The organism is Serratia sp. BNK-10 (assembly GCF_047456065.1).
GTDB classification, from domain to species: Bacteria; Pseudomonadota; Gammaproteobacteria; order Enterobacterales; family Enterobacteriaceae; genus Serratia; species Serratia ureilytica.
The window spans coordinates 78,132-105,073 of record NZ_CP179894.1; the positions used below are offsets into that span (position 1 = coordinate 78,132).

General features: G+C 60.2%; 28 protein-coding genes and 3 tRNA genes. 26 read left to right on the forward strand and 5 right to left on the reverse strand.

All coding sequences use genetic code 11. The annotated features are described in order from the left end of the window. Window positions 1–33: 33 nt before the first annotated feature. Complete coding sequence (gene rsgA, locus ACMGG9_RS00330) at window positions 34–1,083, reverse strand: small ribosomal subunit biogenesis GTPase RsgA (protein ID WP_033641617.1); 1,050 nt, start codon at window positions 1,081–1,083, stop codon at window positions 34–36. 245 nt (window positions 1,084–1,328) lie between these two features. Here rsgA and orn point away from each other — a divergent pair, with 245 nt between their 5' ends. The 4 genes from orn (at window position 1,329) to ACMGG9_RS00350 (ending at window position 2,414) form a co-directional block, all read left to right on the forward strand. Continuing rightward, window positions 1,329–1,874, forward strand: coding sequence for an oligoribonuclease (orn, locus tag ACMGG9_RS00335; protein WP_033641618.1), 546 nt, complete (start codon window positions 1,329–1,331; stop codon window positions 1,872–1,874). A 192-nt stretch (window positions 1,875–2,066) separates the two neighbouring features. After that, window positions 2,067–2,142: transfer RNA gene (locus ACMGG9_RS00340), tRNA-Gly, on the forward strand. 66 nt (window positions 2,143–2,208) lie between these two features. After that, a tRNA-Gly gene (locus tag ACMGG9_RS00345) sits at window positions 2,209–2,284 on the forward strand. A gap of 54 nt (window positions 2,285–2,338) precedes the next feature. After that, a tRNA-Gly gene (locus ACMGG9_RS00350) sits at window positions 2,339–2,414 on the forward strand. Window positions 2,415–2,725: 311 nt separating this feature from the next. On the opposite strand, the gene queG is transcribed toward ACMGG9_RS00350, so the two are convergent. Next, the gene (gene queG, locus ACMGG9_RS00355) at window positions 2,726–3,865 is read right to left on the reverse strand and encodes a tRNA epoxyqueuosine(34) reductase QueG (RefSeq protein ID WP_047025076.1); all 1,140 of its coding nucleotides are present in this window, start codon (window positions 3,863–3,865) and stop codon (window positions 2,726–2,728) included. On the opposite strand from queG, the gene nnr reads away from it, so the two are divergent. The 16 genes from nnr to ACMGG9_RS00435 all read left to right on the forward strand — a co-directional run bounded on the left by nnr (window position 3,864) and on the right by ACMGG9_RS00435 (window position 22,489). Then, window positions 3,864–5,378: a bifunctional ADP-dependent NAD(P)H-hydrate dehydratase/NAD(P)H-hydrate epimerase gene (nnr, locus tag ACMGG9_RS00360; protein ID WP_414161822.1), complete on the forward strand. Its 1,515-nt coding sequence runs from the start codon at window positions 3,864–3,866 to the stop codon at window positions 5,376–5,378. The two genes, queG and nnr, sit on opposite strands and share 2 nt — an antisense overlap. A gap of 10 nt (window positions 5,379–5,388) precedes the next feature. Further along, the gene (gene tsaE, locus ACMGG9_RS00365; protein WP_025305017.1) at window positions 5,389–5,859 is read left to right on the forward strand and encodes a tRNA (adenosine(37)-N6)-threonylcarbamoyltransferase complex ATPase subunit type 1 TsaE; all 471 of its coding nucleotides are present in this window, start codon (window positions 5,389–5,391) and stop codon (window positions 5,857–5,859) included. A gap of 7 nt (window positions 5,860–5,866) precedes the next feature. Beyond that, a complete protein-coding gene (amiB, locus tag ACMGG9_RS00370; protein ID WP_147880178.1) occupies window positions 5,867–7,663 on the forward strand; it encodes an N-acetylmuramoyl-L-alanine amidase AmiB in 1,797 nt (598 codons plus the stop codon). 22 nt (window positions 7,664–7,685) lie between these two features. Continuing rightward, a complete protein-coding gene (gene mutL, locus ACMGG9_RS00375) occupies window positions 7,686–9,569 on the forward strand; it encodes a DNA mismatch repair endonuclease MutL (RefSeq protein WP_099783302.1) in 1,884 nt (627 codons plus the stop codon). Then, window positions 9,562–10,503 (forward strand): tRNA (adenosine(37)-N6)-dimethylallyltransferase MiaA, encoded by a 942-nt coding sequence (gene miaA, locus ACMGG9_RS00380; RefSeq protein WP_047025079.1) that lies wholly within the window; start codon window positions 9,562–9,564, stop codon window positions 10,501–10,503. The genes mutL and miaA overlap by 8 nt, the downstream gene beginning before the upstream one ends. A gap of 114 nt (window positions 10,504–10,617) precedes the next feature. Next, window positions 10,618–10,926 carry an RNA chaperone Hfq gene (gene hfq, locus ACMGG9_RS00385; RefSeq protein WP_004933678.1) on the forward strand — a complete coding sequence of 103 codons (309 nt, stop codon included), beginning with the start codon at window positions 10,618–10,620 and terminating at the stop codon, window positions 10,924–10,926. Between the two features lie 98 nt (window positions 10,927–11,024). Then, window positions 11,025–12,305: a ribosome rescue GTPase HflX gene (gene hflX, locus ACMGG9_RS00390; RefSeq protein WP_033641625.1), complete on the forward strand. Its 1,281-nt coding sequence runs from the start codon at window positions 11,025–11,027 to the stop codon at window positions 12,303–12,305. Window positions 12,306–12,373: 68 nt separating this feature from the next. After that, a complete protein-coding gene (gene hflK / locus ACMGG9_RS00395; RefSeq protein ID WP_033641626.1) occupies window positions 12,374–13,624 on the forward strand; it encodes an FtsH protease activity modulator HflK in 1,251 nt (416 codons plus the stop codon). 3 nt (window positions 13,625–13,627) lie between these two features. Then, window positions 13,628–14,632, forward strand: coding sequence for a protease modulator HflC (hflC, locus tag ACMGG9_RS00400; protein WP_004933669.1), 1,005 nt, complete (start codon window positions 13,628–13,630; stop codon window positions 14,630–14,632). Between the two features lie 63 nt (window positions 14,633–14,695). Further along, a complete protein-coding gene (locus ACMGG9_RS00405) occupies window positions 14,696–14,896 on the forward strand; it encodes a DUF2065 domain-containing protein (protein WP_004933666.1) in 201 nt (66 codons plus the stop codon). 98 nt (window positions 14,897–14,994) lie between these two features. After that, window positions 14,995–16,293, forward strand: a complete 1,299-nt coding sequence (locus ACMGG9_RS00410) for an adenylosuccinate synthase (protein WP_025159583.1) — start codon at window positions 14,995–14,997, stop codon at window positions 16,291–16,293. Window positions 16,294–16,526: 233 nt separating this feature from the next. Continuing rightward, a complete protein-coding gene (nsrR, locus tag ACMGG9_RS00415) occupies window positions 16,527–16,952 on the forward strand; it encodes a nitric oxide-sensing transcriptional repressor NsrR (protein ID WP_015376391.1) in 426 nt (141 codons plus the stop codon). 59 nt (window positions 16,953–17,011) lie between these two features. Then, window positions 17,012–19,486, forward strand: a complete 2,475-nt coding sequence (gene rnr / locus ACMGG9_RS00420) for a ribonuclease R (protein WP_033651494.1) — start codon at window positions 17,012–17,014, stop codon at window positions 19,484–19,486. Window positions 19,487–19,547: 61 nt separating this feature from the next. Continuing rightward, window positions 19,548–20,279, forward strand: coding sequence for a 23S rRNA (guanosine(2251)-2'-O)-methyltransferase RlmB (gene rlmB, locus ACMGG9_RS00425; protein ID WP_004933653.1), 732 nt, complete (start codon window positions 19,548–19,550; stop codon window positions 20,277–20,279). A gap of 116 nt (window positions 20,280–20,395) precedes the next feature. Next, complete coding sequence (locus ACMGG9_RS00430; RefSeq protein WP_047025082.1) at window positions 20,396–22,024, forward strand: isovaleryl-CoA dehydrogenase; 1,629 nt, start codon at window positions 20,396–20,398, stop codon at window positions 22,022–22,024. Window positions 22,025–22,090: 66 nt separating this feature from the next. After that, a complete protein-coding gene (locus tag ACMGG9_RS00435) occupies window positions 22,091–22,489 on the forward strand; it encodes a DUF350 domain-containing protein (protein ID WP_015376394.1) in 399 nt (132 codons plus the stop codon). Here the strand turns inward: ACMGG9_RS00435 and ACMGG9_RS00440 are convergent. Further along, complete coding sequence (locus ACMGG9_RS00440; protein ID WP_025305027.1) at window positions 22,486–22,761, reverse strand: DUF1471 domain-containing protein; 276 nt, start codon at window positions 22,759–22,761, stop codon at window positions 22,486–22,488. The two genes, ACMGG9_RS00435 and ACMGG9_RS00440, sit on opposite strands and share 4 nt — an antisense overlap. Window positions 22,762–22,884: 123 nt before the next feature. Continuing rightward, window positions 22,885–23,193 carry a biofilm peroxide resistance protein BsmA gene (gene bsmA / locus ACMGG9_RS00445; protein ID WP_414161823.1) on the reverse strand — a complete coding sequence of 103 codons (309 nt, stop codon included), beginning with the start codon at window positions 23,191–23,193 and terminating at the stop codon, window positions 22,885–22,887. A 127-nt stretch (window positions 23,194–23,320) separates the two neighbouring features. On the opposite strand from bsmA, the gene yjfP reads away from it, so the two are divergent. Both yjfP and ACMGG9_RS00455 read left to right on the forward strand, forming a co-directional pair. Next, window positions 23,321–24,073, forward strand: a complete 753-nt coding sequence (gene yjfP, locus ACMGG9_RS00450) for an esterase (RefSeq protein ID WP_069100489.1) — start codon at window positions 23,321–23,323, stop codon at window positions 24,071–24,073. A gap of 124 nt (window positions 24,074–24,197) precedes the next feature. Further along, complete coding sequence (locus tag ACMGG9_RS00455) at window positions 24,198–24,572, forward strand: hypothetical protein (RefSeq protein WP_414161824.1); 375 nt, start codon at window positions 24,198–24,200, stop codon at window positions 24,570–24,572. Between the two features lie 99 nt (window positions 24,573–24,671). Here the strand turns inward: ACMGG9_RS00455 and ACMGG9_RS00460 are convergent, their stop codons facing one another. Continuing rightward, a complete protein-coding gene (locus tag ACMGG9_RS00460) occupies window positions 24,672–24,938 on the reverse strand; it encodes a DUF1471 domain-containing protein (RefSeq protein ID WP_033638913.1) in 267 nt (88 codons plus the stop codon). A gap of 453 nt (window positions 24,939–25,391) precedes the next feature. Here ACMGG9_RS00460 and rpsF point away from each other — a divergent pair, with 453 nt between their 5' ends. Genes rpsF through rplI form a run of 4 tightly spaced genes read left to right on the forward strand, consistent with a single transcriptional unit; the run spans window position 25,392 to window position 26,840 of the window. Next, window positions 25,392–25,790: a 30S ribosomal protein S6 gene (rpsF, locus tag ACMGG9_RS00465; RefSeq protein WP_004933634.1), complete on the forward strand. Its 399-nt coding sequence runs from the start codon at window positions 25,392–25,394 to the stop codon at window positions 25,788–25,790. 8 nt (window positions 25,791–25,798) lie between these two features. Then, window positions 25,799–26,116 carry a primosomal replication protein N gene (gene priB / locus ACMGG9_RS00470; protein WP_049233092.1) on the forward strand — a complete coding sequence of 106 codons (318 nt, stop codon included), beginning with the start codon at window positions 25,799–25,801 and terminating at the stop codon, window positions 26,114–26,116. Window positions 26,117–26,120: 4 nt separating this feature from the next. Next, a complete protein-coding gene (rpsR, locus tag ACMGG9_RS00475) occupies window positions 26,121–26,348 on the forward strand; it encodes a 30S ribosomal protein S18 (RefSeq protein ID WP_000135199.1) in 228 nt (75 codons plus the stop codon). Between the two features lie 39 nt (window positions 26,349–26,387). Beyond that, window positions 26,388–26,840: a 50S ribosomal protein L9 gene (rplI, locus tag ACMGG9_RS00480; RefSeq protein ID WP_004933629.1), complete on the forward strand. Its 453-nt coding sequence runs from the start codon at window positions 26,388–26,390 to the stop codon at window positions 26,838–26,840. Window positions 26,841–26,942 lie beyond the last annotated feature (102 nt).

Genomic DNA, 26,942 nt, shown 5'->3' on the forward strand with positions numbered 1-26,942 from the left:
GGCTCCGCCGTCGTCAATGCTCGCTCGTCAGTGTCAGTCTGCGGCGTCCGTGAAGTTCTTGCGAACCTTCACCTGCGCCATGCTTTCCAGAATACGGTGATAGTTGTCGAACCGCTCTTGCGCGATATCGCCTTTCTCCATCGCCGCGCGAATGGCGCAGCCGGGATCGGTATCGTGGCGGCAGTCGCGGAATTTGCAACCGCCTAAATAATCACGGAATTCGACAAAGCCGCGGGTGATTTGTTCCGGCTCCAGGTGCCACAGGCCAAACTCGCGCACCCCCGGGGAGTCGATCACGTCGCCGCCGTGCTGGAAATGGTACAGCCGCGCGGCGGTGGTGGTATGTTGCCCGAGGCCCGAGACGTCGGAAACCTGATTTACCAGAATTTGCTCTTCAGACGGCGGCAGCAGCGCGTTCAGCAAGCTGGACTTGCCGACCCCGGACTGACCGGCGAAGATGCTGATGCGCCCGGCCAGCGCCTGTTCGAACTCCGCCATGCCTTCCCGCGTTTGGCTGGAGACTTCCAGCACCCGGTAGCCAATCTTGCGATAGATATCCATCATGCCGTCGACCAGCTTGCGCGCTTCGGCGTCCAGCAGGTCAATTTTGTTGAGCACGATCAGCGGCTCGACTTCGAGCGTTTCGCAGGCCACCAGATAACGGTCGATGATGTTCAGCGACAGCTCGGGCAGGATCGCCGACACGATGACGATCTGATTGATATTGGCGGCGATCGGCTTCACGCCGTCATAGAAGTCCGGGCGCGTCAGCACCGAGGTGCGTTCGTGCACCGCTTCCACAATGCCTTTTACCCCTTCATGGGCGCCCAGGCCGGGGCGCCACACCACGCGATCGCCGGTCACCAGCGAACGCAATGTGCGGCGGATGTTGCAGCGGTGCTGAGTGCCATCCGGCGCCTCAACGTCGGCGTGCATGCCGAAACGACTGATGACGACGCCTTCCTGCGGCTCGCCCAGCTGGGAATCATCCGGTTCCGGTTTGTTATCGGCGCGCTTCAGACGGCGCTGATGGTTCGCCTGCACGCGGCGTTGCTGACCTTTGGACAGTTTGTTCTTACTCACTGCGCCTCACTTGAATCGGTTTTATACCTTTACGTATACGCACAGCCGCGGCGGGGGACTTGCCCCGGGCGCAGCCTTGAACCCGTCAGGGTATATGTCGCCCATGGCGACCAAAAAGACTATGATACACGCTATTTTATATTAAATAACCGTTGTTAGCCGCCGGCTGCGGCGTGTCGCCATCGGCGGCGGCCGTCGTCTCGTCCGCACAGCGTTTTTCTCTCGGCTTTTAGGCAGGAAACATCATGACAGCAAACGAAAATAACCTGATTTGGATCGATTTGGAGATGACCGGGCTGGATCCCGAGCGTGACCGCATTATCGAGATCGCCACGCTGGTCACCGACGCCAATCTGAACATCCTGGCGGAAGGGCCGGTGATCGCCGTGCACCAATCCGACGAGCAGCTGGCCTTGATGGACGAGTGGAACGTGCGCACCCATACCGGCAGCGGGCTGGTGGAGCGGGTGAAAGCCAGCCGGCAGGACGATCGCGCCGCCGAGCTGGAAACCATCGCCTTCCTGCAGCAATGGGTGCCGGCCGGTAAATCGCCGATCTGCGGCAACAGCGTGGGCCAGGATCGCCGTTTCCTGTTCCGCTACATGCCGGAGCTGGAGGCCTACTTCCATTACCGCTACCTGGACGTCAGCACGCTGAAAGAACTGGCGCGCCGTTGGAAGCCGGAAATTCTCGGCGGCTTTAAGAAGCAGGGCACCCATCAGGCGCTGGATGACATCCGCGAATCGGTGGCCGAACTGGCTTATTACCGCGAGCATTTCATTCAGCTTTAAGGCGATGGCGGCCTCTGCGGGGAAAAAATGCCGTTTTTAGCCGCTTAATTCGCCAATCTGGCGCTTTAATCGGCAATCAAACAAAAATCGCGTTTTTTTGCTTTCAGGGGCTTGCGACAAAAAGGATTTCTCGTATAATGCGCACCCCGTACCGATGAAGAATTTCGTAACGTTCCACCATCGATACGCCGGGCGGGAATAGCTCAGTTGGTAGAGCACGACCTTGCCAAGGTCGGGGTCGCGAGTTCGAGTCTCGTTTCCCGCTCCAAATTCAACAATGTCGCGATGCGGCATGATGAATAAATAAAGCAGTATCAAGCAGTACCTATGCGACGCGGGAATAGCTCAGTTGGTAGAGCGCAACCTTGCCAAGGTTGAGGTCGCGAGTTCGAGCCTCGTTTCCCGCTCCAAAAATTCAAAGGTCACGCCAGTGTTTGGTGACCGGATGCAAAAAGCATCTCAATGCGGGAATAGCTCAGTTGGTAGAGCACGACCTTGCCAAGGTCGGGGTCGCGAGTTCGAGTCTCGTTTCCCGCTCCAATTTTCTCTTCGTTTCAAACTCAAATCCAACGCCTTATCCGGCGCGGGTTTTTGTCCCGTTTTACACACCTGCTAAAAACGTTGTGAACAGAGTTATCCACAGCCTCTGTATATAAACCCGCCAGCCTGAAAAATCAACGTCATACAAATTAAATATTTATGCATTTGATTTATAAGCTTATTTATTTATCCCAAAACGTTATGCCGATCACTTGCTCTTTTTGTTGCAGTTGAAAGACAACGTGTTTTTATTTTTATGCACAAATCCACAGAGTGAGATTTCGGGCGATACGCCCGCGCGGCGCACCCCGTCAGGCATCCCTTGGCAAACCTTTTTCCACAGCCCGTATCAACCGTTTTTTCTGCGCCGTTTGCACCTCGATGCCCAGCGCTTCACGGCGAGCGAGCTGTTGCGCCAGCGCCCAGTGGATATGTTCGTCCAGCATGGCGTCCTGGTCCAAACGCGTGCGCAGCGCGAGCACGATGCTGTCCTCATAAGGCGCATTGCCCAGCGCCACGGCGATGTTGCGCAGCCAGCGCAGGTGACCGATGCGGCGTATCGCCGAGCCTTCGGTGATGCGCAGGAATTTTTCTTCCGTCCAACTGAACAGATCGATCAGCTGCGGCGCATGCAGCGCGGCGCGCGGGCTGAAATCGTCTTCGTCGGTGAGTTGCGAAAATCGGTTCCACGGGCAGATCAGCTGGCAGTCGTCGCAGCCGTAGATACGGTTGCCGAGCAGCGGCCGGAATTCCTCCGGGATCGCGCCTTCCAGTTCGATGGTCAGATAGGAAATGCAGCGCCGGGCATCGACGGTGTAGGGCGCGACGATGGCCCCGGTCGGGCAAGTGGTGATGCAGGCGACGCAGCGGCCGCACTGCTCTTCCTGCGGCTGATCCACCGGCAGCGGCAGGTCGATCAGCAGTTCGCCGAGGAAAAACCAGGATCCGGCTTCGCGGTTAAGAATTAGTGAGTGTTTACCAACCCAGCCGATGCCCGCCTTGGCGGCCAGCGCGCGCTCCATGACCGGCGCCGAGTCGACAAAGGGGCGGAAATTCAGTTCGCCGCAGTAGGCCTGGATCTGATCGCCCAACTTTTTCAGGCGCTGACGCAACAGCTTGTGATAATCGCGCCCCAGTGCATAGCGGCTGACGTAGCCCAATTGCGGGTTCTGCAGGGTGCTGGCGAACGCCGCCTTGGCCGGCAGGTAGTTCATGCGCACGCTGATCACCCGCAGCGTGCCCGGCAACAGCTCGTGAGGGCGCGCGCGCAGCATGCCGTGGCGCGCCATCCACTCCATCTCGCCGTGGTACTGTTTGTCGAGCCAGGCCTGCAGCTTCGGCTCTTCCAGGCTGAGATCGGTATCGCAGATGCCAACCTGCTGGAATCCTAGCGATTGCCCCCATTGCTTGATATGTTGGGCGAGTTGATGGAGATCGAGGGGGTGCGTCATGACGGGCCACAGTGAAAAAGCATACGCTGACAGTTTACCACACTCTGTCTGGCCTGCGGATTGGATCCGTCGTTCGGAACCTGCGGCGGCGGCCTCGCTCGGTCTTTCTCTTTACGATTTAATGCTGCGCGCCGGTCAGGCGGCCTACGTACTGGCGCGCGACACTTATCCCTCCTGCAACCACTGGCTGGTGCTCTGTGGCCACGGCAACAACGGCGGCGACGGCTATGTGGTGGCGCGTTTGGCGAAGGCGGCGGGCGTGCAGGTGACGGTGATCGCCTGCGAAGGCGCACGCCCTTTGCCGCCGGAGGCCGCAGCGGCCCGCGAGGCCTGGCTGGCCGCTGGCGGCGATATTCTGCCGGCGAACAGCCGCTGGCCGGCGTCCGTCTCTCTTATTATCGACGGTCTGTTAGGCACCGGCCTGGGCAGCGCGCCGCGCGCGCCTTACGATGCGCTGATCGAGGCCGCCAACCGCCATTCGGCGCCGGTGGTGGCGCTCGATATTCCGTCCGGGCTGCTGGCGGAAAGCGGCGCGGCGCCGGGCGCGGTTTTGCGTGCCGCGCATACCGTCACCTTCATTGGCCTCAAGCCGGGCTTGCTGACCGGGCAGGCGCGCGACTGGGTCGGGCAACTTCATCAGAATACGCTAGGCTTATCGGATTGGTTGGCGAAGCAACCGGAACAGATTCAGCGGCTTACCGCCGAGGCGTTGCCGCGCTGGCTGCATCCGCGGCGCCCCTGCGCCCATAAGGGCGAGCATGGCCGTCTGCTGCTGGTGGGCGGCGACCGCGGATTCGGCGGCGCCATTCGCATGGCGGCGGAAGCGGCGCTGCGCAGCGGGGCTGGATTGGTGCGAGTGCTTACTCACATTGAGCACGTCGCGCCGCTGCTGGCGGCCAGGCCGGAGTTGATGGCGCAGGCGCTGGACGAGACGGCCTTGCGGCAGGCGATGCAATGGGCGGATGTGCTGGTGATTGGCCCGGGGCTGGGCCAGGCTGAGTGGGGCAAAAACGCCTTGAACGTGCTGCAAACCAGCGATAAACCGGCCTTGTGGGACGCTGATGCGCTGAACTTGCTGGCATTAAATCCCGAGAAACGGCAGAATCGCGTGATGACTCCGCATCCCGGAGAGGCGGCGCGGCTGTTGAGCTGCAGCACTGCCGACATCGAGAGTGATCGCTTACTTGCCGTGCGTAACCTGACGGCGCGCTATGGCGGCGTGGCGGTGCTGAAAGGCGCCGGCACGCTGATCGCCGATGAGCAGGGCCAGATGGCGATCGCCGACGTCGGCAATGCCGGCATGGCCTCCGGCGGCATGGGCGATGTGCTGTCGGGCATCATCGGCGGTTTGCTGGCGCAAAAGCTCTCGCTGTATGATGCCGCCTGTGCGGGCTGCGTCGTACACGGCGCGGCCGGCGATCGCGTAGCGGAAAGACAAGGAACAAGAGGCATGTTGGCGACCGATTTACTGCCGGACATCCTTCATTTCGTTAACCCTGAGTGGGCAAAATAGACTTTATCGAATGAAAGAACTCGTTTTACCTCTGCCGGACGAGGCAGCGACTGTCGCTTTGGGCACCACTTTGGCCAAGGCTTGCGATCGCGCCAGCGTCATCTATCTCTACGGCGACCTGGGCGCCGGTAAAACCACCTTCAGCCGTGGCTTCCTGCAGGCGTTGGGGCATCAGGGCAATGTCAAAAGTCCGACCTACACGCTGGTGGAGCCCTATGCCTTGCAGCCCTTGGCGGTATATCACTTCGATCTGTATCGCCTGGCCGATCCGGAAGAGCTTGAATTTATGGGCATTCGCGATTACTTCGCGCAAGACGCCATCTGCCTGGTCGAATGGCCGCAGCAGGGCACCGGCGTGCTGCCGGAGCCGGATCTGGCGCTGCACCTCAGCTATCAGGGCGAGGGGCGAGAGGCGAAGATCGAGGCGATTTCTGCTTACGGCAGCCAGCTGTTAGACCGTATTCATGGATCACAGGGATGATGCTGCAATGACGCATGCGTTGAAAAAATTTGCGGTCATCATGCTGATCGCCGTGCTGGGGCCGCTCGGCGCGTTGAACGCGCTGGCGGCGTCCTCGCTGTCCGATATCAAAGTGTCCAACGCCCAGCGCGAAGCGACGGTGTCGGTGAGCTTCAATGGCCCGCCGGACTACGCGTTTTTCCCGCTGCACGGCCCGGAGCGCGTGGTGCTGGACGTCAACCAGAAAGGCAAGGTCGGCGGGCTGCCGCTCAATTTCAGCGGCCAAAACCTGGTGAAAAGCATTCGCTCCAGCGCGCCGAAAGACGCTCAGAGCGTGCGCCTGGTGTTTGATCTGACTCAGCGCGCTAAAACCCGCGTCTCCACCCGCCAGAACGGCGGCGTGCACACCGTGGTATTCACCCTTACGGCCGAAGGCGGCGTCAATACCGTGGCGCGTAAAGCGCCGGTCCAAACGCCTGCGCCGGTCGCCGTCAGCCAACCGCCGCGTCAGGCGCCGGTCGCGGTGCGTGAAGCGCCGGAGCCGCCGCTGCGCAAAGCGCCGACGGGATCGAATCCCTTTACCAATAAACAGAGCGTGGTCGCGGGCACCGCCACTGAGGTGACGCCGCGCAGCAGCCGCGTTTCCGCCGGTTCCGGCGATCGGGTGGTGGTGGCGATCGACGCCGGCCACGGCGGCCAGGATCCGGGCGCCATCGGCCCGAGCGGGTTGAAGGAGAAGAATGTCACTATCGCCATCGCGCGTCGCCTGCAGGCGATGCTGGACGCCGATCCGCAGTTCAAGCCGGTGCTGACACGTAACGGCGACTATTTTATTTCGGTGATGGGGCGTTCCGACGTTGCGCGTAAACAGGGCGCCAACGTACTGGTCTCCATCCACGCCGACGCCGCGCCAAACCGCAGCGCCAGCGGGGCTTCCGTCTGGGTGCTGTCCAATCGCCGCGCCAACAGCGAAATGGCCGGTTGGCTCGAACAGCATGAGAAGCAGTCCGAGCTGCTCGGCGGCGCCGGCGACTTGCTGGCCAACAGCCAGGCCGACCCTTATCTGAGCCAGGCGGTGCTGGATCTGCAGTTCGGCCACTCGCAGCGCGTTGGCTACGATGTGGCGGTGAAGGTGCTGCAGCAGCTGCAGAGCGTCGGATCGTTGCATAAACGCCGGCCGGAACACGCCAGCCTGGGCGTGCTGCGTTCGCCGGATATTCCATCGCTGCTGGTGGAAACAGGATTTATCAGTAATAGCACGGAGGAGCGGCTGCTGGGCAGTAGCGCGTATCAGGAGAAGATTGCCAAGGCCATTCATAACGGCCTGCGCAGCTACTTCCTGGCGCATCCGCTGCAAGCCGACCCAAAGGTGGAAAACCGACCGCTGGACGTCGCAGCGGCGGTTAACACCTCAACACCAGACGTGCGCCAGCCTGAGCCTATCGTCAGCTCGGCCGGCGCGGGCCGCAGCGTAAGCGGCAAGACCCAGATCCACGTGGTGAAACGGGCGGAGACGCTGTCCGGCATCGCCGACAGCTACGGCACGACCATGGCGGCGCTGCGGGATCTGAACAAACTGAAGAAAGACGGCGTGTGGGTCGGGCAACGCCTGAAGGTGCCGGCGGGGAAAACCGCCGCCGTCACCGCCGTCGCCAAAGCGAAAACGCCGGCGAAGAAGCCGTCTAAACATAAAGTGGCCCGCGGGGACACGCTGTCCTCCATCGCTTCTCGCTACGGGGTCAGCGTCGGCGATTTGAAACGGGTCAATAATCTGAAGTCGGACGTCGCGCCGCTGGATCGGACGCTGACCATTCCGCAGGCCTAGCGCCACCGCTACAGGAGTCAGCATGCCTATCCAGGTGTTACCGCCACAGCTCGCCAACCAGATCGCCGCCGGAGAGGTGGTCGAACGCCCCGCGTCGGTCGTCAAAGAGCTGGTGGAAAACAGCCTGGACGCCGGTGCGACGCGCATCGATATCGATATCGAACGCGGCGGCGCCAAGTTGATCCGCATTCGCGACAACGGCTGCGGCATCGGCAAGGACGATCTGGCGCTGGCGCTGGCGCGGCACGCCACCAGTAAAATCAGCACGCTCGACGACCTGGAGGCGATCGTCAGCCTCGGTTTTCGCGGCGAAGCGCTGGCCAGCATCAGCTCGGTTTCCCGTTTGACCCTGACGTCGCGCACCGCAGATCAGAGCGAAGCGTGGCAAGCCTATGCCGAAGGGCGCGAACAGGCGGTGACGGTCAAACCCGCTGCGCACCCGGTCGGCAGCACGCTGGAAGTGTTGGATCTGTTTTACAACACCCCGGCGCGCCGCAAGTTCATGCGCACCGAGAAAACCGAATTCGGCCATATCGATGAAGTGGTGCGGCGCATCGCGCTGGCGCGCTTCGATGTGGCGATCAACCTCAGCCATAACGGCAAACTGATCCGCCAATATCGGGCGGCGAAGGAAGAAAGCCAGCACGAGCGCCGTTTGGGCAGCATCTGCGGCCCGGCGTTTTTGCAGCATGCGCTGAACATCGACTGGCAGCATGGCGATCTGAGCATCCGCGGTTGGGTGGCGGATCCGGACGGGGCGCGCCAGCTGGGTGAGATGCAGTATTGCTACGTCAACAGCCGCATGATGCGCGATCGCTTGATCAACCACGCCATTCGTCAGGCCTATCAGGATCAGCTGAAAGACGATCAGCAGCCCGCTTATGTGTTGTATCTGGAGGTGGATCCGCACCAGGTGGACGTCAACGTTCATCCCGCCAAGCACGAGGTGCGTTTCCATCAGGCGCGGCTGGTGCACGATTTTATCTACCAGGCGGTGACCACGGTGCTGCAACAGGCCGGACAGACGCCGTCGCTGCCGTTGGCGGAAACGCCTGACGAGGCGCCTGCGCCGGTCTGGCAGCAGGAAAACCGCGTCGCCGCCGGCGGCAACCATTTTTCACAGCCGGCGCCGCGTCGCGAAACGCCGCCACCGGCCGGCGCTGCCCGCGAGCGCGCGCCGCAGCCCGGTTGGCAAACGGCGGGCGGTTACCAGAAACGCGAAGGCGAGCTGTACGGCAAACTGATGCGGCCTGCCGCCGAGCCGCAGGCTGAGGCCGCGCCGGAAGCCCCGAGTCGGCCGCCGCTGTTCCCACCGGTGAAAGCCGCCGTGGAAACGCCGTTGGCGAGCGGGCAACACAGCTTTGGCCGGGTGCTGATGATCCATCCGCCGTGCTACGCGCTGATTGAACAGCGCCAGCAGCCGGCGTTGCTCAACCTGACGGTGGCCGAGCGCTGGCTGCGCCAGGCGCAGCTCAATCCGCCGACGGAAGGGCTGCGGCCGCAGCCGCTGCTGATCCCAGTCAAGCTGACGTTGGACAAGAACGAAGCGGCGGCCATCGCGCGGCATCAGGCGCTGCTGACGATGATGGGGCTGGACTTGCAGACGGATCACGGCCGTGTGACGCTGCGCGCAGTGCCTTTACCATTACGCCAACAAAATTTACAAAAACTGATACCCGAACTGTTAGGCTATCTGGCCGAGCATCAGGAGATGTCGCCCGCGGTGTTGGCCACCTGGCTCGCTCGCCGTCTCGGCAGCGAACATGAACAGTGGAACACCTCGCAAGCGATACAATTGCTGACCGACGTTGAACGACTTTGCCCGCAGCTGGTCAAATCGCCACCGAGCGGACTTTTACAACCCGTTGATTTACAGGCCGCACTGGCGGCCCTCAAGCATGACTGAAACTGAAATGACATCACGTCCCCCGGCTATTTTCATTATGGGGCCGACCGCCTCGGGCAAGACCGCGCTGGCGATCGCGCTGCGCGAGCGCCTGCCGGTGGAACTGATCAGCGTCGATTCCGCGCTGATTTATCGCGGCATGGATATCGGCACCGCCAAGCCGAGCGCCGAAGAATTGGCGCAGGCGCCGCATCGGCTGATCGATATTCGCGATCCCGCCGAAGCTTACTCGGCTGCGGAGTTCCGCGCCGATGCGCTGAAAGAGATGGCCGATATCACCGCCGCCGGCCGCATTCCGCTGTTGGTGGGCGGCACCATGTTGTATTTCAAGGCGTTGCTGGAAGGATTGTCGCCGTTGCCGTCCGCCGATCCCGCGGTGCGCGAGCGCATCGAACGGCAAGCGGCGGAGCAGGGCTGGGAGGCGTTGCACCGTCAGTTACAGGCGATCGATCCGGTCGCGGCAGTGAGAATTCATCCGAATGATCCGCAGAGACTGTCCAGAGCACTGGAAGTTTTTTTTATTTCGGGTAAAACTTTAACGGAACTGACTAAAATTTCGGGTGAATCGTTACCGTATCAAGTTCACCAATTTGCGATAGCGCCGACCAGCCGTGAGTTGATCCATCAACGCATCGAGCTGCGGTACCATCAAATGTTGGCGGCGGGTTTTGAGACGGAAGCGCGTGCACTTTTCGCACGGGGTGATTTGCATACGGACTTGCCCTCCATTCGCTGTGTCGGTTACCGCCAGATGTGGTCATACTTGTCTGGTGAAATTAGTTACGATGAGATGGTTTATCGTGGTATTTGCGCAACACGTCAGTTGGCTAAACGCCAGATGACCTGGTTACGGGGTTGGGAGTCGGTCCATTGGTTGGACAGTGAAAAGCCGGGAGAGGCTTTGGACTCGGTGACACAGGTTGTTAGTGCATAGGTTGGGTGATTGTGTACAATTGCTGAGTATTCAGCGCGCAAATTTTTTACGTCGTTTATTTTAGAGCCGACAGGTTCTTAGTTACAAACAACAAGCAAATAAGGAAAAGATAGAATGGCTAAGGGGCAATCTTTGCAAGATCCGTTCCTGAACGCATTGCGTCGTGAACGTGTTCCGGTTTCTATTTATTTGGTGAATGGTATTAAGCTGCAAGGCCAGATTGAGTCTTTTGACCAGTTTGTCATCCTGTTGAAGAACACGGTTAGCCAGATGGTGTACAAGCACGCTATCTCTACCGTTGTCCCGTCACGCCCGGTTTCGCATCACAGCAACAACCCGAGCGGCGGTTCAAGCAACTATCACCATGGCAACAATCCGTCTGCGCAGCAACAGCCGCAGCAGGAAAGCGATGACGCTGAATAAAGCGCGTTGCAAGTCAACCATGACGGGGAGCATAAGCAGCCGCGTGCTGTTTATGTCCCCCAAACTCACGGTGAGTGTCCGTTTGAGAGGTTGCACGCTTGTTTGACCGTTATGAAGCCGGTGAGCAGGCCGTACTGGTTCATATCTATTTCTCGCAAGACAAAGATACGGAAGATCTCAGCGAGTTCGAATCGCTGGTCTCCTCAGCCGGTGTCGAAGCTTTGCAAGTGGTGACTGGTAGCCGCAAAGCCCCGCATCCGAAGTACTTTGTCGGCGAAGGAAAGGCCGAAGAAATTGCAGATGCGGTGAAAGCCAGCGGCGCGTCTGTTGTCCTGTTTGATCATTCCCTTTCCCCGGCGCAGGAAAGAAACCTCGAGCGCCTGTGCGAATGCCGGGTGATCGATCGCACCGGGCTGATTTTAGACATTTTCGCCCAGCGTGCCCGCACCCATGAAGGTAAGCTGCAGGTGGAGCTGGCGCAGTTGCGTCACATCGCCACGCGTCTGGTACGCGGCTGGACGCACCTGGAGCGGCAAAAAGGGGGGATAGGCCTGCGCGGGCCGGGGGAAACCCAGCTTGAGACCGACCGTCGCCTGTTACGCGATCGCATCAGCTTGATTCTGCGCCGCCTGGAGCGGGTAGAGAAGCAGCGTGAACAAGGCCGACGCGCGCGAACCCGCGCCGATGTGCCGACCGTATCGCTGGTGGGCTATACCAACGCCGGCAAATCCACCCTGTTTAACCGAATAACGTCTGCCGAGGTGTATGCGGCGGACCAGCTATTTGCCACCCTGGATCCTACGTTGCGGCGCATTGACGTGCCGGACGTGGGGGATACCGTGTTGGCGGATACCGTAGGCTTTATCCGGCACCTGCCGCACGATCTGGTGGCCGCCTTCAAGGCGACGCTGCAGGAGACGCGCCAGGCCTCTTTGCTGCTGCACGTCATCGACGCGGCGGATCCGCGTGTCGACGAGAACATCGACGCGGTGAACACCGTGCTGGCGGAGATAGACTCGGATGAAATCCCTACACTGTTAGTGATGAACAAAATAGATATGCTGGACGATTTTGTGCCGCGTATCGACCGCAACGATGAAAACCTGCCGATCCGGGTGTGGCTGTCCGCCGCCAGCGGAGAGGGTATTCCGTTGCTGTATCAGGCGTTGACGGAGCGCTTATCGGGGGAGATCGCGCATTACGAATTGCGCTTACCGCCACGGGCAGGCCGTCTTCGCAGCCGTTTTTACCAGCTTCAGGCGATTGAAAAAGAGTGGAACGAAGAGGACGGCAGCATTGGCGTGGTGGTGCGAATGCCGATCGTCGAATGGCGTCGTCTCTGCAAGCAAGAACAGGACCTGATTGACTTTATCGTATGATCATATCCTGTTACATTTATGCTTCGCGAAAGCCTGAAGTACCCAATCACAGAATATGGAGCTAAAACATGGCGTGGAATCAGCCCGGTAATAACGGACAGGACCGCGACCCGTGGGGGAGCAGCAATAACAATGGCGGCAACTCTGGCGGTAACAACAAAGGCGGTCGTGATCAAGGGCCACCTGATTTGGATGATATCTTCCGCAAACTGAGCAAGAAATTGAGCGGTTTTGGCGGGGGCAAAGGCTCCAACAGCAATAGCGGCGGCACCGGGGCCTCCGGCCCGGGCTTCAGCGGCCGCATTATCGGTATCGCGGCGGTTGCCGTGGTGGTGATCTGGGCCGCCAGCGGCTTCTACACCATCAAGGAAGCCGAGCGCGGCGTTGTGACGCGTTTCGGTAAGTTCAGCCACCTGGTGCAGCCGGGCCTGAACTGGAAGCCGACCTTCATCGACGACGTGCGTCCGGTGAACGTGGAATCCGTGCGTGAGCTGGCGGCGTCCGGCGTGATGCTGACCTCCGATGAAAACGTGGTGCGCGTGGAAATGAACGTGCAGTACCGCGTGACCAACCCGGAAGCGTACCTGTTCAGCGTCGTCAATGCCGACGACAGCCTGAGCCAGGCGACCGACAGCGCCCTGCGCGGCGTGATCGGCAAATACTCGATGGATCGCATCCTGACCGAAGGTCGTACCGTGGTGCGTAACGATACGCAGCGCATGCTGGAAGAGACCATTCGTCCTTACAACATGGGCATCACGCTGCTGGACGTCAACTTCCAGGCGGCGCGTCCGCCGGAAGAGGTGAAGGCGTCGTTCGACGATGCGATCGCCGCGCGTGAGAACGAGCAGCAATACATCCGTGAAGCGGAAGCTTACGCTAACGAAGTTCAGCCGCGTGCGAACGGCCAGGCGCAGCGTCTGCTGGAAGACTCCAAGGCTTATAAAGACCGCACCGTCCTGGAAGCTCAGGGTGAGGTGGCGCGCTTTGCCAAGCTGTTGCCGGAATACAAGTCCGCACCGCAGATCACCCGCGAGCGTCTGTATATCGAAACCATGGAAAAAGTGCTGGGCCATACCCGTAAGGTGTTGGTGAGCGACAAAGGCAATAACCTGATGGTGCTGCCGCTGGATCAGATGCTGCGCGGCCAAGGCGCGGCGACGGAGAGCGGCAACAAGGATACCAGCCTGATTCGCCTCAATCCGAATCCAGCGCCGGCTGCCAACAGCAGCACTCCGCGCACCAGCAGCGGATCGGTTATGGATCAGCGCCGGGCGAATGCGCAGCGTGACGACACCACTCGCGTAGGGAGAGAGTAATCAATGCGTAAGTCTTTTGTAGTTATTGTCCTCGCGGTGCTGGTGGTGCTGTACGCTTCGCTGTTCGTGGTGCAGGAAGGCCAGCGTGGCATCGTGCTGCGCTTCGGCAAGGTGCTGCGCGACGGCGAAAACAAGCCGCTGGTGTATGCGCCGGGTCTGCACCTCAAGATCCCGTTCATTGAGACCGTGAAGAACCTGGATGCGCGTATCCAGACCATGGACAACCAGGCCGATCGCTTCGTGACCAGCGAGAAGAAAGACCTGATCGTTGACTCCTATCTGAAGTGGCGCATCAGCGATTTCAGCCGCTACTATCTGGCGACCGGCGGCGGCGACGTCTCCCAGGCCGAAGTGCTGCTGAAGCGTAAGTTCAGCGACCGTCTGCGTTCCGAGATTGGCCGCCTGGACGTGAAAGACATCGTGACCGACTCGCGCGGCAAGCTGATGTCTGACGTGCGTGACGCGCTGAACACCGGCACCGTGGGTGACGGCGAAGAAGTAGCGACCACCGAAGCCGATGACGCTATCGCCTCTGCGGCGGCGCGCGTTGAGCGGGAAACCACCGGCAAACAGCCGCAGGTGAACCCGAACAGCATGGCGGCGTTGGGCATCGAAGTGATCGACGTGCGTATCAAGCAGATCAACCTGCCGGCCGAAGTCTCCGACGCCATCTACCAGCGTATGCGCGCCGAGCGTGAAGCGGTAGCCCGTCGCCTGCGCTCGCAGGGCCAGGAAGAAGCCGAGAAACTGCGCGCCAGCGCGGACTACGAAGTGACCCGTACCCTGGCGGAAGCCGAGCGTCAGGCGCGTATCACCCGTGGTGAAGGCGATGCTGAAGCAGCCAAGCTGTTCGCCAACGCGTTCAGCCAGGATCCGGACTTCTATGCCTTTATCCGCAGCCTGCGTGCCTATGAAGCCAGCTTCAAGGACAACCAGGACGTGCTGGTACTGAGCCCGGACAGCGATTTCTTCCGCTACATGAAGTCGCCTGATACCCTGCGCAAATAAGCGCGGCAGGCAATCTGATCGAGGGCCCGTTTTCGCGGGCCCTTTCTCGTTTTTGGGGGATGCATGAACTCAACGATTTGGCTGGCGCTCGGGCTGGTCCTGGTGCTGGAAGGATTGGGGCCGATGCTGTTTCCGCAGGCCTGGCGCAAAATGATTGTGGCGATGTCGCAGTTGCCGGACGCGACGCTGCGGCGATTTGGCGGTGGAATAGTGGTTGCGGGCTGCGTGATCTACTACATGTTGAGCGGCCGCACGGGTCTTTAAAGTCTAGCCCAAAATTTATGCAATCGTATGCTAAAAGTGCTGAAAATCGAAAATTACGGTGGTAGAATCCATTTTTAAGCAATCGGTGATTTTGAAAAATGGGTAAGAACGTCGTCGTACTGGGCACCCAATGGGGTGACGAAGGTAAAGGCAAGGTTGTAGACCTGCTGACTGAACGGGCTCAATATGTTGTGCGCTACCAAGGTGGCCATAACGCTGGCCACACTCTGGTAATCAACGGTGAAAAAACCGTTCTTCATTTAATTCCTTCAGGTATTCTGCGTGAAAACGTCACCAGCATCATCGGCAACGGTGTTGTTCTGGCGCCGGACGCGTTGATGAAAGAAATGGGTGAACTCGAAGCGCGTGGCATCCCGGTACGCGAACGTCTGTTACTCTCTGAAGCTTGCCCGTTGATCCTGCCTTACCACGTTGCGTTGGATAACGCGCGTGAGAAAGCGCGCGGCGCGAAAGCGATCGGCACCACCGGTCGCGGCATCGGCCCGGCTTACGAAGATAAAGTGGCTCGTCGCGGTCTGCGCGTCGGCGATCTGTTCAACAAAGAAACCTTCGCCGTTAAGCTGAAAGAGATCGTCGATTACCACAACTTCCAACTGGTCAACTACTACAAAGTTGAAGCCGTCGATTATCAGGCGACGCTGGACTACGTGCTGTCTATCGCCGATATCCTGACCGCGATGGTGGTTGACGTTTCCGAACTGCTGGACGGCGCGCGCAAGCGTGGCGATCTGATCATGTTCGAAGGCGCTCAGGGCACCCTGCTGGATATCGACCACGGTACTTACCCGTATGTGACCTCTTCCAACACCACCGCCGGCGGCGTGGCTACCGGTTCCGGCATCGGCCCGCGTTATGTGGACTACGTGCTGGGCATCGTGAAAGCCTACTCCACGCGCGTGGGTGCAGGCCCGTTCCCAACCGAACTGTTCGATGAAACCGGCGAGTACCTGTGCAAGCAGGGTAACGAGTTCGGTGCCACCACCGGCCGTCGTCGTCGTACCGGCTGGCTGGACGCGGTAGCGGTGCGTCGCGCGGTGCAGATCAACTCCCTGTCCGGCTTCTGCCTGACCAAACTGGACGTCCTGGACGGCCTGAAAGAAGTGAAGATCTGCGTGGGTTACCGCATGCCGGACGGCCGTGAAGTGGACACCACTCCGCTGGCGGCTGAAGGCTGGGAAGGCATTGAGCCTATCTACGAAACCATGCCGGGCTGGAGCGAAACCACCTTTGGCGTGAAAGAGCACAGCAAGCTGCCTCAGGCTGCGCTGAACTACATCAAGCGCATCGAAGAAGTGACCGGCGTACCGGTAGACATCATCTCTACCGGCCCGGATCGCAGCGAAACCATGATCCTGCGCGACCCGTTCGACGCATAATCAGGCTTTGCGGCATTAAACAAACCGGGCGCGTCCCGGTTTGTTTTTATCCTGACTCCCTCCGATTGCGGTTTCACGTCAAAAAATCCTTTCATAAACCCGCCTTAGGGCGCGGGATTCGCTAAATAATTAGCGACGAACTCTCCGGCTGGTTTATTATCCAATGAGTAATCTTTTGAATAGCGCCGAAAAGCGGCGTATCAGACGGGTAAAGTCATACCCAGAGGTAAGATGTGCAGTTAACAAGTTTTACTGATTATGGTCTGCGGGCGTTGATCTACATGGCCTCGTTGCCGCAGGACAAGATGACCAGTATCTCGGAAGTGACCGAGGTGTATGGCGTGTCTCGCAACCATATGGTGAAGATCATCAATCAGTTGAGCCGGGTCGGTTTTGTCACGGCGGTGCGCGGCAAGCATGGCGGCATCCGTTTGGGCAAACCGGCCGAGAGCATTCGCCTCGGCGATGTCGTGCGGGCGCTGGAGCCGCTTGCGCTGGTTAACTGCAGCAGCGAGTTTTGCCACATCACCCCTGCCTGCCGATTGAAGCAGGTGCTCCAACAGGGCGTACAGAATTTCCTTGAAGAGCTGGATAAGCATACGTTGGCCGACATGGTCGAAGACAATCCGCCGCTCTACAAGCTATTGCTTGTCGAATAAAACGACGTTGAGAAGACAAGGCTCAACGTCATCCTGCTGATGACAACGGAGGAACCGCAATGTCACAAGATCCATTCCTGGAACGAGAAGCAGAAAAATACGAATCTCCCATTCCCAGCCGTGAATATATCCTGGCCCATTTGGCGAAACGAGAAACGCCGGCCAGCCGCGAAGAACTGGGCAACGAATTGGGCCTCAGCGGCGAAGAACAGCTGGAAGCGCTGCGCCGCCGCCTGCGCGCCATGGAGCGCGATGGCCAGTTAGTGTTTACCCGCCGCCAGTGCTACGCGCTGCCGGAACGTTTGGACCTGCTGCGCGGCACGGTGATTGGCCACCGCGACGGCTACGGCTTCCTGCGCGTTGAAGGCAGCAAAGACGATCTGTACCTGTCCGCCGAACAGATGAAAATGGCGATCCACGGTGACGTGGTGCTGGCGCAGGCGCTGGGCGCGGATCGCAAAGGGCGTCGCGAAGCGCGCATCGTGCGCGTGCTGGTGCCGAAAACCAGCCAGATCGTCGGCCGCTTCTTCATGGATGCCGGTACCGGCTTCGTGGTGCCGGACGACAGCCGTCTGAGCTTCGATATTCTGATCCCGGCGGACAGCGTCAGCGGCGCGCGCATGGGCTACATGGTGGTGGTGGAGCTGACTCAGCGCCCGACCCGCCGCACCAAAGCGGTCGGCAAGATCGTCGAGATCCTCGGCGACAAAATGGGCACCAGCATGGCGGTGGATATCGCGCTGCGCACCCATGAGATCCCGCATACCTGGCCGCCGCAGGTGGAAAAGCAGGTGGCCGATCTCAGCGAACAGGTGCCGGAAGCGGCCAAGAAGGGCCGCGTCGATCTGCGCAAGCTGCCGTTGGTCACCATCGACGGTGAAGACGCGCGCGACTTCGATGACGCCGTGTACTGCGAGAAAAAACGCGGCGGCGGCTGGCGCCTGTGGGTCGCGATCGCCGATGTCAGCTACTATGTGCGTCCACGCACCGCGCTGGACGACGAAGCGCGCAGCCGCGGCAACTCGGTGTATTTCCCGTCGCAGGTGATCCCGATGCTGCCGGAAGTGCTGTCCAACGGGCTGTGCTCCCTGAACCCGCAGGTCGATCGCCTGTGCATGGTGTGCGAGATGACCATCTCCGCCCAGGGGCGCCTGTCCACGGCCAAGTTCTACGAGGCGGTGATGAGCTCCCACGCCCGCCTGACCTACAACAAGGTGTGGCACATTCTGCAGGGCGATCAGGAGCTGCGCGAGCATTACCACCCGCTGGTCAAGCACCTGGAAGAGCTGCACGCCATGTACAAGGTGCTGGATAAGGCGCGCGCCGAGCGCGGCGGCATCGCGTTTGAAACCGAAGAAGCCAAATTCATCTTCAACGCTGAACGCCGCATCGAGCGCGTGGAGCCGACGGTGCGCAACGACGCCCACAAGCTGATCGAAGAGTGCATGATCATGGCCAACGTGGCGGCCGCGCGCTTCGTCGAGAAACGCAACGAGCCGGCGCTGTACCGCGTGCACGATCGTCCGAGCGATGACCACATCTCCGCGCTGCGCAGCGTGCTGAGCGAGCTGGGGCTGACGCTGGGCGGCGGCAACAAGCCGCAGCCGAAGGACTATGCGGTGCTGATGGATGAAGTGTCCGAGCGCCCTGACCACGAAATGCTGCAAACCATGTTGCTGCGCTCGATGAAGCAGGCGATTTACGATCCGGAAAACCGCGGCCACTTCGGCCTGGCGCTGGCCTCTTACGGCCACTTCACCTCGCCGATCCGCCGTTATCCGGATCTGGCGTTGCACCGCGCGATCAAATACCAGTTGGCCAAAGAGCATGGCGAGCCGAAAGAGCGCTGGACGCCGACCGGCGGCTGGCACAGCGAATTCGAAGAGATGCTGCAGCTGGGCGAACACTGTTCGATGACCGAGCGCCGCGCGGACGAAGCGACGCGCAACGTCGCCGACTGGCTGAAGTGCGACTTCATGCAGGATCACGTTGGTGAAGTGTTCAGCGGCATCATCTCCAGCGTGACCGGCTTCGGCTTCTTCGTGCGCCTGAACGATCTGTTCATCGACGGGCTGGTGCACGTATCAACGCTGGATAATGATTACTATCGTTACGATAATATCGGCCAGCGCCTGATCGGCGAGTCTTCCGGCACGGTCTATCGCCTGGGGGATACGGTGGAGATCCGCGTGGATGCGGTGCATATGGACGAGCGCAAGATCGACTTCGCGCTGGTGTCCAGCACCCGCAAAGCGCGCGGTGAAGGCAAAACCGAGCGCGATCGCGCCAAGAAGGGCGGCCAGCGCACGCTACGCGACAGCGGCAATGCGGGGCGTGGCAAGCGCCGCGGCGGCAAACCGCCGGCCAACTTCGAGCCGGACAGCGCCTTCCGTAAGCAGGATGACGCCAAGCCCGCGGACAACGTGAAGAAGGCGAAAAAGAAAGCCAAGAAAGCGTCCGACAAAACGCGGAAAATCGCGGCGGCGACCAAAGCCAAACGCGCAGCCAAGAAGAAAGGTGCCGAGCAGGCTTAACCTGCCGCACATCGTTACCATCGGCCGGTTATCGCCGGCCGCACGACTTTAAAAGAGCATCATGAGCGAAATTATTTACGGCATCCACGCCGTCAAAGCCCTGTTAGAGCGCGATCCGCAACGCTTCCTGGAAGTGTTTATCCTGAAAGGCCGCGAAGATCGCCGCCTGCAACCGCTGATCGCCGAGCTGGAAGCGACCGGCATCGTGATCCAGGTGGCGAACCGCCAATGGCTGGATGACAAGGTTGAAGGCGCGGTGCACCAGGGGATCATCGCCCGGGTGCGCGAAGGGCGTCAGTATCAGGAGAACGATCTGCCGGGCCTGTTGGAGAGCGTGGAAACGCCATTCCTGCTGGTGCTGGACGGCGTGACCGACCCGCATAACCTCGGCGCCTGCCTGCGCAGCGCCGATGCGGCCGGCGTGCACGCGGTGATCGTGCCCCGCGATCGTTCCGCCCAGTTGAACGCCACCGCCAAGAAAGTGGCCTGCGGCGCCGCCGAAAACGTGCCGTTGATCCGCGTGACCAATCTGGCGCGCACGCTGCGTCTGCTGCAAGAGATGAATGTCTGGGTCGTCGGCACCGCCGGCGAAGCCGACCATACGCTGTATCAAAGCAAAATGACCGGCCCGATGGCGCTGGTGATGGGCGCGGAAGGCGAAGGCATGCGCCGCCTGACCCGCGAACACTGCGATGAGCTGATCAGCATCCCGATGGCCGGTACCGTCTCTTCACTGAACGTGTCGGTCGCCACCGGCATCTGCCTGTTCGAAGCGGTGCGCCAGCGCGGCTGATTCTTCTGACGGGGGCGCCGTGCTCCCGTTAATTCCCCCTCTTGTGATCCCGCCTGCGGCAGAAATCTCTGCGCCGACCATACTTACTCCTGACGCTTTTTTCAGGGAGCACTCTCATGGTCTGGACTACGCACACCGTTTTTAACCAACCCAAGCCGCTGGGCAACAGCAACCTGTTTCTCTCCGATACGCCGCTGCGCGAAGCGTTGCAGCGCGAGCAAGGCGGTTGGGACGCCGAGGTATTGGCTTCGCTGGGCCAGCAGCTCGGCACGCAGGAGTCGCTGGAGCTGGGGCGGCTGGCCAACGCCAACCCGCCGGAGCTGCTGCGCTACGACGCCACCGGCCAGCGGCTGGACGACGTTCGCTTTCACCCGGCCTGGCATATCCTGATGCAGGGGCTGATCGCCAACCGGGTGCACAACCTGCCCTGGCAGGAGGATGCGCGCATCGGTTCCTTCGTGGCGCGCGCCGCGCGCTTTATGCTGCATGCGCAGGTCGAGGCCGGCACGCTCTGCCCGGTGACCATGACCTTCGGCGCCACGCCGCTGCTGCTGCAGGCGTTACCGGCCGAGTTTCGCGCCTGGCTGACGCCGCTGCTGTCGGATCGTTATGACGCTCATCTGCTGCCGGGCGGGCAAAAGCGCGGCCTGCTGATCGGCATGGGCATGACAGAGAAGCAGGGCGGCTCCGATGTCTTGAGCAATACCACCACCGCCACGCCGCTCGGCGCGCGCGGGCCGGGCGAAGCCTACCGGCTGGTGGGGCACAAGTGGTTCTTCTCGGTGCCGCAAAGCGATGCGCACCTGGTGCTGGCGCAGGCCGAAGGCGGGCTGTCCTGTTTCTTCCTGCCGCGCATTTTGCCGGACGGCAGCCGCAACGCCATTCGCCTTGAGCGGTTGAAAGACAAGCTGGGCAACCGCTCCAACGCCAGCAGCGAGGTGGAGTTTCAGGACGCCACGGCCTGGCTGCTGGGCGATGAGGGCGACGGGGTGCGGCATATCCTGAAGATGGGCGGCCTGACCCGTTTCGACTGTTCGCTGGGCAGCCACGGCCTGATGCGCCGCGGGCTGTCGGTGGCGCTGTATCATGCGCTGCAGCGGCAGGCGTTCGGCAAATTGTTGATAGAACAACCGCTGATGCGCCAGGTCTTGGCGCGCATGGCGCTACGGCTGGAAGGGCATACCGCGTTGCTGTTCCGGCTGGCCCGCGCCTGGGAGAGCCGCAGCAATGAAGGCGAACTGATCTACAGCCGGCTGCTGACCCCGGCGGCCAAATACAGCATCTGCCGTCAGGGCATGCCGTTCATCGCCGAGGCGATGGAGGTGCTGGGCGGCATCGGTTACTGCGAGGAGAGCGAGCTGCCGCGCCTGTACCGTGAAATGCCGGTGAACAGCATCTGGGAGGGCTCCGGCAACATCATGTGTCTGGACGTGTTGCGCAGTCTGCATAAACTGCCGGGCGCGCTCGAGATGTTGCAGTTCGAGCTGCAGCCGGTGCGCGGCCAGAATCGGTTGTTCGATCACGCCTGGCGGCAGTGGCAGCAGCGTGCCCGGCAACCGAGCGAGGAGATGGGGCGGCTGCTGACTCAACAGCTGTTCGATCTGTGCTGCGCCGCGCAGCTGCTGCAGCACGCCAGCCCGCTGATCGCCGACGCCTGGTGTCATCTGACGCTGGATCACCGCGGCGAGAGCCTGCTGTCGGCCGAGGCGTGCGAACTGCTGCTGAACCGCGCCATCGGCGGTTAGGGAAAAGGGTGGCGCGCGGCGGCGAAAACCTTTTTAATTCAGCCTCACTCTGACAGGAAAATGCACATGGATATTCTCAGCGCGTTGGCGGCGTTCGCCTCTTACTTCTTCAGCGGCTTCGCCATGATTTTGGTGTTTCTGTTCGTCTATACCCGCATCACCCCGCACGACGAATGGGCGCTGATCAAGGCCGATAATCAATCCGCCGCCTTCGCTTTTATCGGCGCTTGCCTGGGATATGTGATCCCGCTGGCCAGCGCGGCGATCAACTCGATCAGCCTGCTGGATTACCTGCTGTGGGGCGTGGTGGCGCTGGTGGTGCAACTGCTGCTGTTCGCCGCCGTGAAGATCTACATGCCGCGCATCAGCGACAAGATAGAAGCGAATCACCTGGCCGCCGGGATTTTCCTGGGGGGCGTCTCCGTCAGCGGCGGAGTATTGAATGCGGCTTGCATGAGCTACTAAAGGTATAAGATGGCCGAGGCGCGCCAGCCAAGCGGGTGCGCCTGCTCTTCCATCCGCAGAATGCGGTAATAGCTGGCGCCGTGTTGGTCGGCGGTGCGGGCGATGGCCAGTTCCGCCTCCTGCGGTGAGCCGGGCAAATCGTTGAAGGTGATCTCGGCGATTTCACTGAGCGGCGTCACGCGATCGGCGGGCGCCAGCTCGGCGGACTGTGCGCCGGTGCTGAGCAATCCCATGGAAAGCAAGAGGGAGGTGAGTGCGGTGGAGCGTTTCATGGCGTTCCCCTTCGTCAGATCCTGAATCGACACCCGCAACATGCGGCATGCTGTCCCTCAGTGTGCAACACCCTTCTTCAGCCAGTGCAAAGCCAGTGTAAAGCTGCTTAAAAAATCCCCGCCTTAACGATACAGGATCGCCTGGGAATACCATTGGCCCGGCACGACGGTTTCGCTGTTCATGATGATCACGTAATAACGGGCGCCGGCGGCGGTGGCCTTGCGTTGGATCTCCGCTTCCACGTCCATCGGGCTGCCGCGCACCACGGCGGTGACGGTGCCCATTTTCACCAGCTCGGCGGTCTGCGCGCGGACGATCTCCTGCGCCTGAGCGTTGGGGGGCGGCGGCGGTTTCGGCGTGGTGGTCATGATGCCGCAGGCGGAAAGCTGTGCGGCCAGCGTCAGGGTAATGAGTGTGCGGGCAATCGTCATGGTGACCTCGTAAGCGCCGGTGCGATGGCTTCAGTGTAACGCAATATAAGCTGTAACAGATTGAGCTAACGCTGCTTCGCGCAAGTTTGTCATGATGAATGCCAACAGGTGAGTTGAGGATGAACGGATGATCGAAATTCATGACGAGCGGGTTGGCGATATCGCGGTGATCCATGCTGTGCCGGCGGGGCAGTATCATCGGCCGTTGCCGACGGTGTTCTTCTGCCATGGCTATACCTCGTCGAAAGAGGTGTACGCTTATTTCGCCTATGCGCTGGCGCGCGCCGGTTTTCGGGCGGTGTTGCCGGATGCCGATCGGCACGGCGAGCGATTCGACGGCGATGAGGCGCGGCGCCTGGCGTCATTCTGGGAGATCCTGCGCAGCAATATCGATGAATTGCCGCAGATCAACGCGCATTTTGAGCGGCTTGGCCTGATCGCCGACGGCCGCATCGGCGTCGCCGGCGCCTCAATGGGCGGCATGACCGCGCTTGGCGCCTTCGCGCGCTTTCCGTGGATCCGTGCGGCCGCCAGCCTGATGGGTTCCGGCTATTACCGTGCGCTGGCGCAAACGCTGTATCCGCCGTTGGGCGAGACGGGCGAGGCGCTCCCGCCGGCGGCGTTTGCGGCGCGCACTGCCGTGCTGGCGGAGTATGAGCTGGAAGGACGTTTGGCGCAGATTGCCGGGCGGCCGCTGCTGCTGTGGCACGGCGAGACGGACGACGTGGTGCCGGCGGCGGACAGCCTGCGTTTGGCGGCTGAACTGCGGCAGCAAGGTGCGGACGGCCGTTTGACATCGCTCGTCGAGCCGGGCGTGAAGCATCGCATCACGCCGCTGGCGCTGTCCGCCACCACCGATTTCTTTCGCCGCGAATTGTAATGCGCCTCCGGGCGCGATGCGTGGAATTGCGGTGCTCTCTGTAGGCTGTTTCGGTCATTGTTTGACGCATGGCGGAGGAGAATGTCAGCGTGAATTCTTTCAGGGGCGGCAAGGAGCGGAGAGCATGATAAAGGGTATCAGCAATACGGCCGAGACAGCGCGCGGGCTGACGGGAACGATGAAAGCGCGCGCCGATCTTAACTCAATGGCCTTCAGTGAGATGCTGGGGGCAGCCGACGGCAAGGCGCGGCAAAACAAGGCGAATCCGCTGTCGCGCATCACCGCGCATACGGTGCATAACATGACGGCGCTGTTCGCTTCCGCGCCGAAAGCGGCGGCCGCGCAAACCGCGAAGGCCGGCTCGCTCTCCTTCGAGCAGCGGGCGACGCTGGAGGAAAGCGCCGAACTGCTGCAGGCACGGACAAACTATCTGCGGATGGCGCTGCAATTGCACAATCCGGGCAAGGCGTTCAGCGCGCCGACGTTGCTCAAACTGTGATGGGTGAGGAAGTGGAGCGCCCGACAGGCGGCGCTCCGGTGCGGACTGAACGGGCTTTCTGATGAAGCCCTGGGGATTTCCCTGGCGTGGCGCGTCTTTTTAACGGTACAGCTCGGCGCTGACGTGCATCGTGCTGTTGTCGCCCGGTTCATGCAGGGCGATGATGCGATAAGAGCTTGCACCGCGTTGATCGGCGATTTTACTGACCTGGCTGCTGGCGTCATCCGGCGAGACCACGTTCTGGTTCAGGGTGACGAAGCCAACGCTCTGGCGTTGATCGGCCTGGTGCGAGGAGATCTCCGTCGCGGCCATCACGTTGGCGGAGAACAGGGCGGCAAGCGCCGTCGCGAGAATGATGCGTTTCATAGTGCCTCTCTTACTTTTTGCCGTTACGGCCTGACAGCGAGTGTCGCTGCGGCAAAAAGTCATTTATCTGCATTGAATAACCTGGAATCTTTTTCGTCGCGCTGTCTGCGGCGGATAAGGTTAATTTTAGTCGGTTGCGGCGGATTAAAAAGCGGGGCGTTTTGATGGCCTATTTCAAAAAAAATGAAATAGATTTGTGACTCAGCGCTGATTTCATTGAAAGATTTTTGAAACTGATGGATTGGCGTACATAGGTTTCCCCGCCAGCAAATCGTGCTATTTCCCATACCCCCTCTCAATAACGCGAATAAAACCCACGCAGTCCTTGAGTTTCCCGCCCTGCGTCAGTATGATTACGCGTCATTTTTCAGCCGCACACTAAACACGTTCCTTGCTTCCATGGGCCGCGGTTGACCCTGACAGGAGGCTGAATAATCCGTAAGGAGCAATTCGATGCGTCATTACGAAATCGTTTTTATGGTCCATCCTGACCAAAGCGAACAGGTTCCGGGCATGATCGAGCGTTACAGTGCTACCATCACTAACGCGCAAGGTCAGATTCACCGTCTGGAAGACTGGGGCCGCCGTCAGCTGGCTTATCCGATCAACAAACTGCACAAAGCTCACTACGTTCTGCTGAACGTTGAAGCGCCGCAGGAAGCGATCGATGAGCTGGAAACTAACTTCCGCTTCAACGACGCCGTTATCCGCAGCATGGTTATGCGCGTTAAGCACGCGGTAACTGAAGCATCTCCGATGGTTAAAGCGAAAGACGAACGTCGTGGCGATCGCCGCGAAGACTTCGCTAACGAAACCGCAGATGATGCAGATGCTGGGGATTCTGAAGAGTAATTGCCGCCGTGACGGCTAATCGTCTGGTTTTGTCGGGCACTGTGTGCAAGGCGCCGGTTCGAAAAGTGAGTCCTTCCGGGATACCGCACTGCCAATTTGTGCTAGAGCACCGTTCGCAGCAGATGGAAGCCGGATTCAGCAGACAAGCATGGTGCCGAATGCCCGTGGTTGTCAGCGGACAACAGTCACAAGCACTAACTCAAAGATTAACGGTCGGCAGTCAGATTACCGTGCAAGGCTTTGTAAGCTGCCATCAAGGGCGCAACGGGCTGAGCAAATTGGTTCTGCATGCCGAGCAGATTGAATTGATAGATTCTGGAGACTAGCCAAATGGCACGTTATTTCCGTCGTCGCAAGTTCTGCCGTTTCACCGCGGAAGGCGTTCAAGAGATTGACTATAAAGACATCGCTACGCTGAAAAACTACATCACCGAAAGTGGTAAAATTGTACCGAGCCGTATCACCGGTACTCGTGCAAAATATCAGCGCCAGCTGGCCCGTGCTATCAAGCGCGCGCGCTACCTGTCTTTGTTGCCGTACACTGATCGTCATCAGTAATCGGCCACTGTCCATTAACGACTTTGAGAGGATAAGGTAATGCAAGTTATTCTGCTTGATAAAGTAGCAAACCTGGGCAGCCTGGGTGATCAAGTTAACGTTAAAGCGGGCTACGCTCGTAACTTCCTGGTACCACAGGGCAAAGCTGTTCCTGCTACCAAGAAAAACGTTGAGTTCTTCGAAGCACGCCGTGCTGAACTGGAAGCCAAACTGGCTGACGTTCTGGCTGCTGCTGAAGCTCGCGCAACCAAGATCAACGAACTGGGTTCAGTGACCATCGCTTCCAAATCTGGCGACGAAGGTAAACTGTTCGGCTCTATCGGCACCCGCGACATCGCTGACGCAGTGACTGCGGCAGGCGTTGAAGTTGCCAAGAGCGAAGTTCGTCTGCCGAACGGCGTTCTGCGTACCACTGGTGAGCACGAAGTGCACTTCCAGGTACACAGCGACGTGTTCGCACAGCTGAATGTAGTTGTGGTTGCAGAAGCGTAATTTACGCTGCTGTTAACCCGGTTAAAACGCCAGCCTCGCGCTGGCGTTTTGCTTTTCTGCGCCCGGCAAAACGCGCTACGCTAGAAGACGGGATGAAAAGGG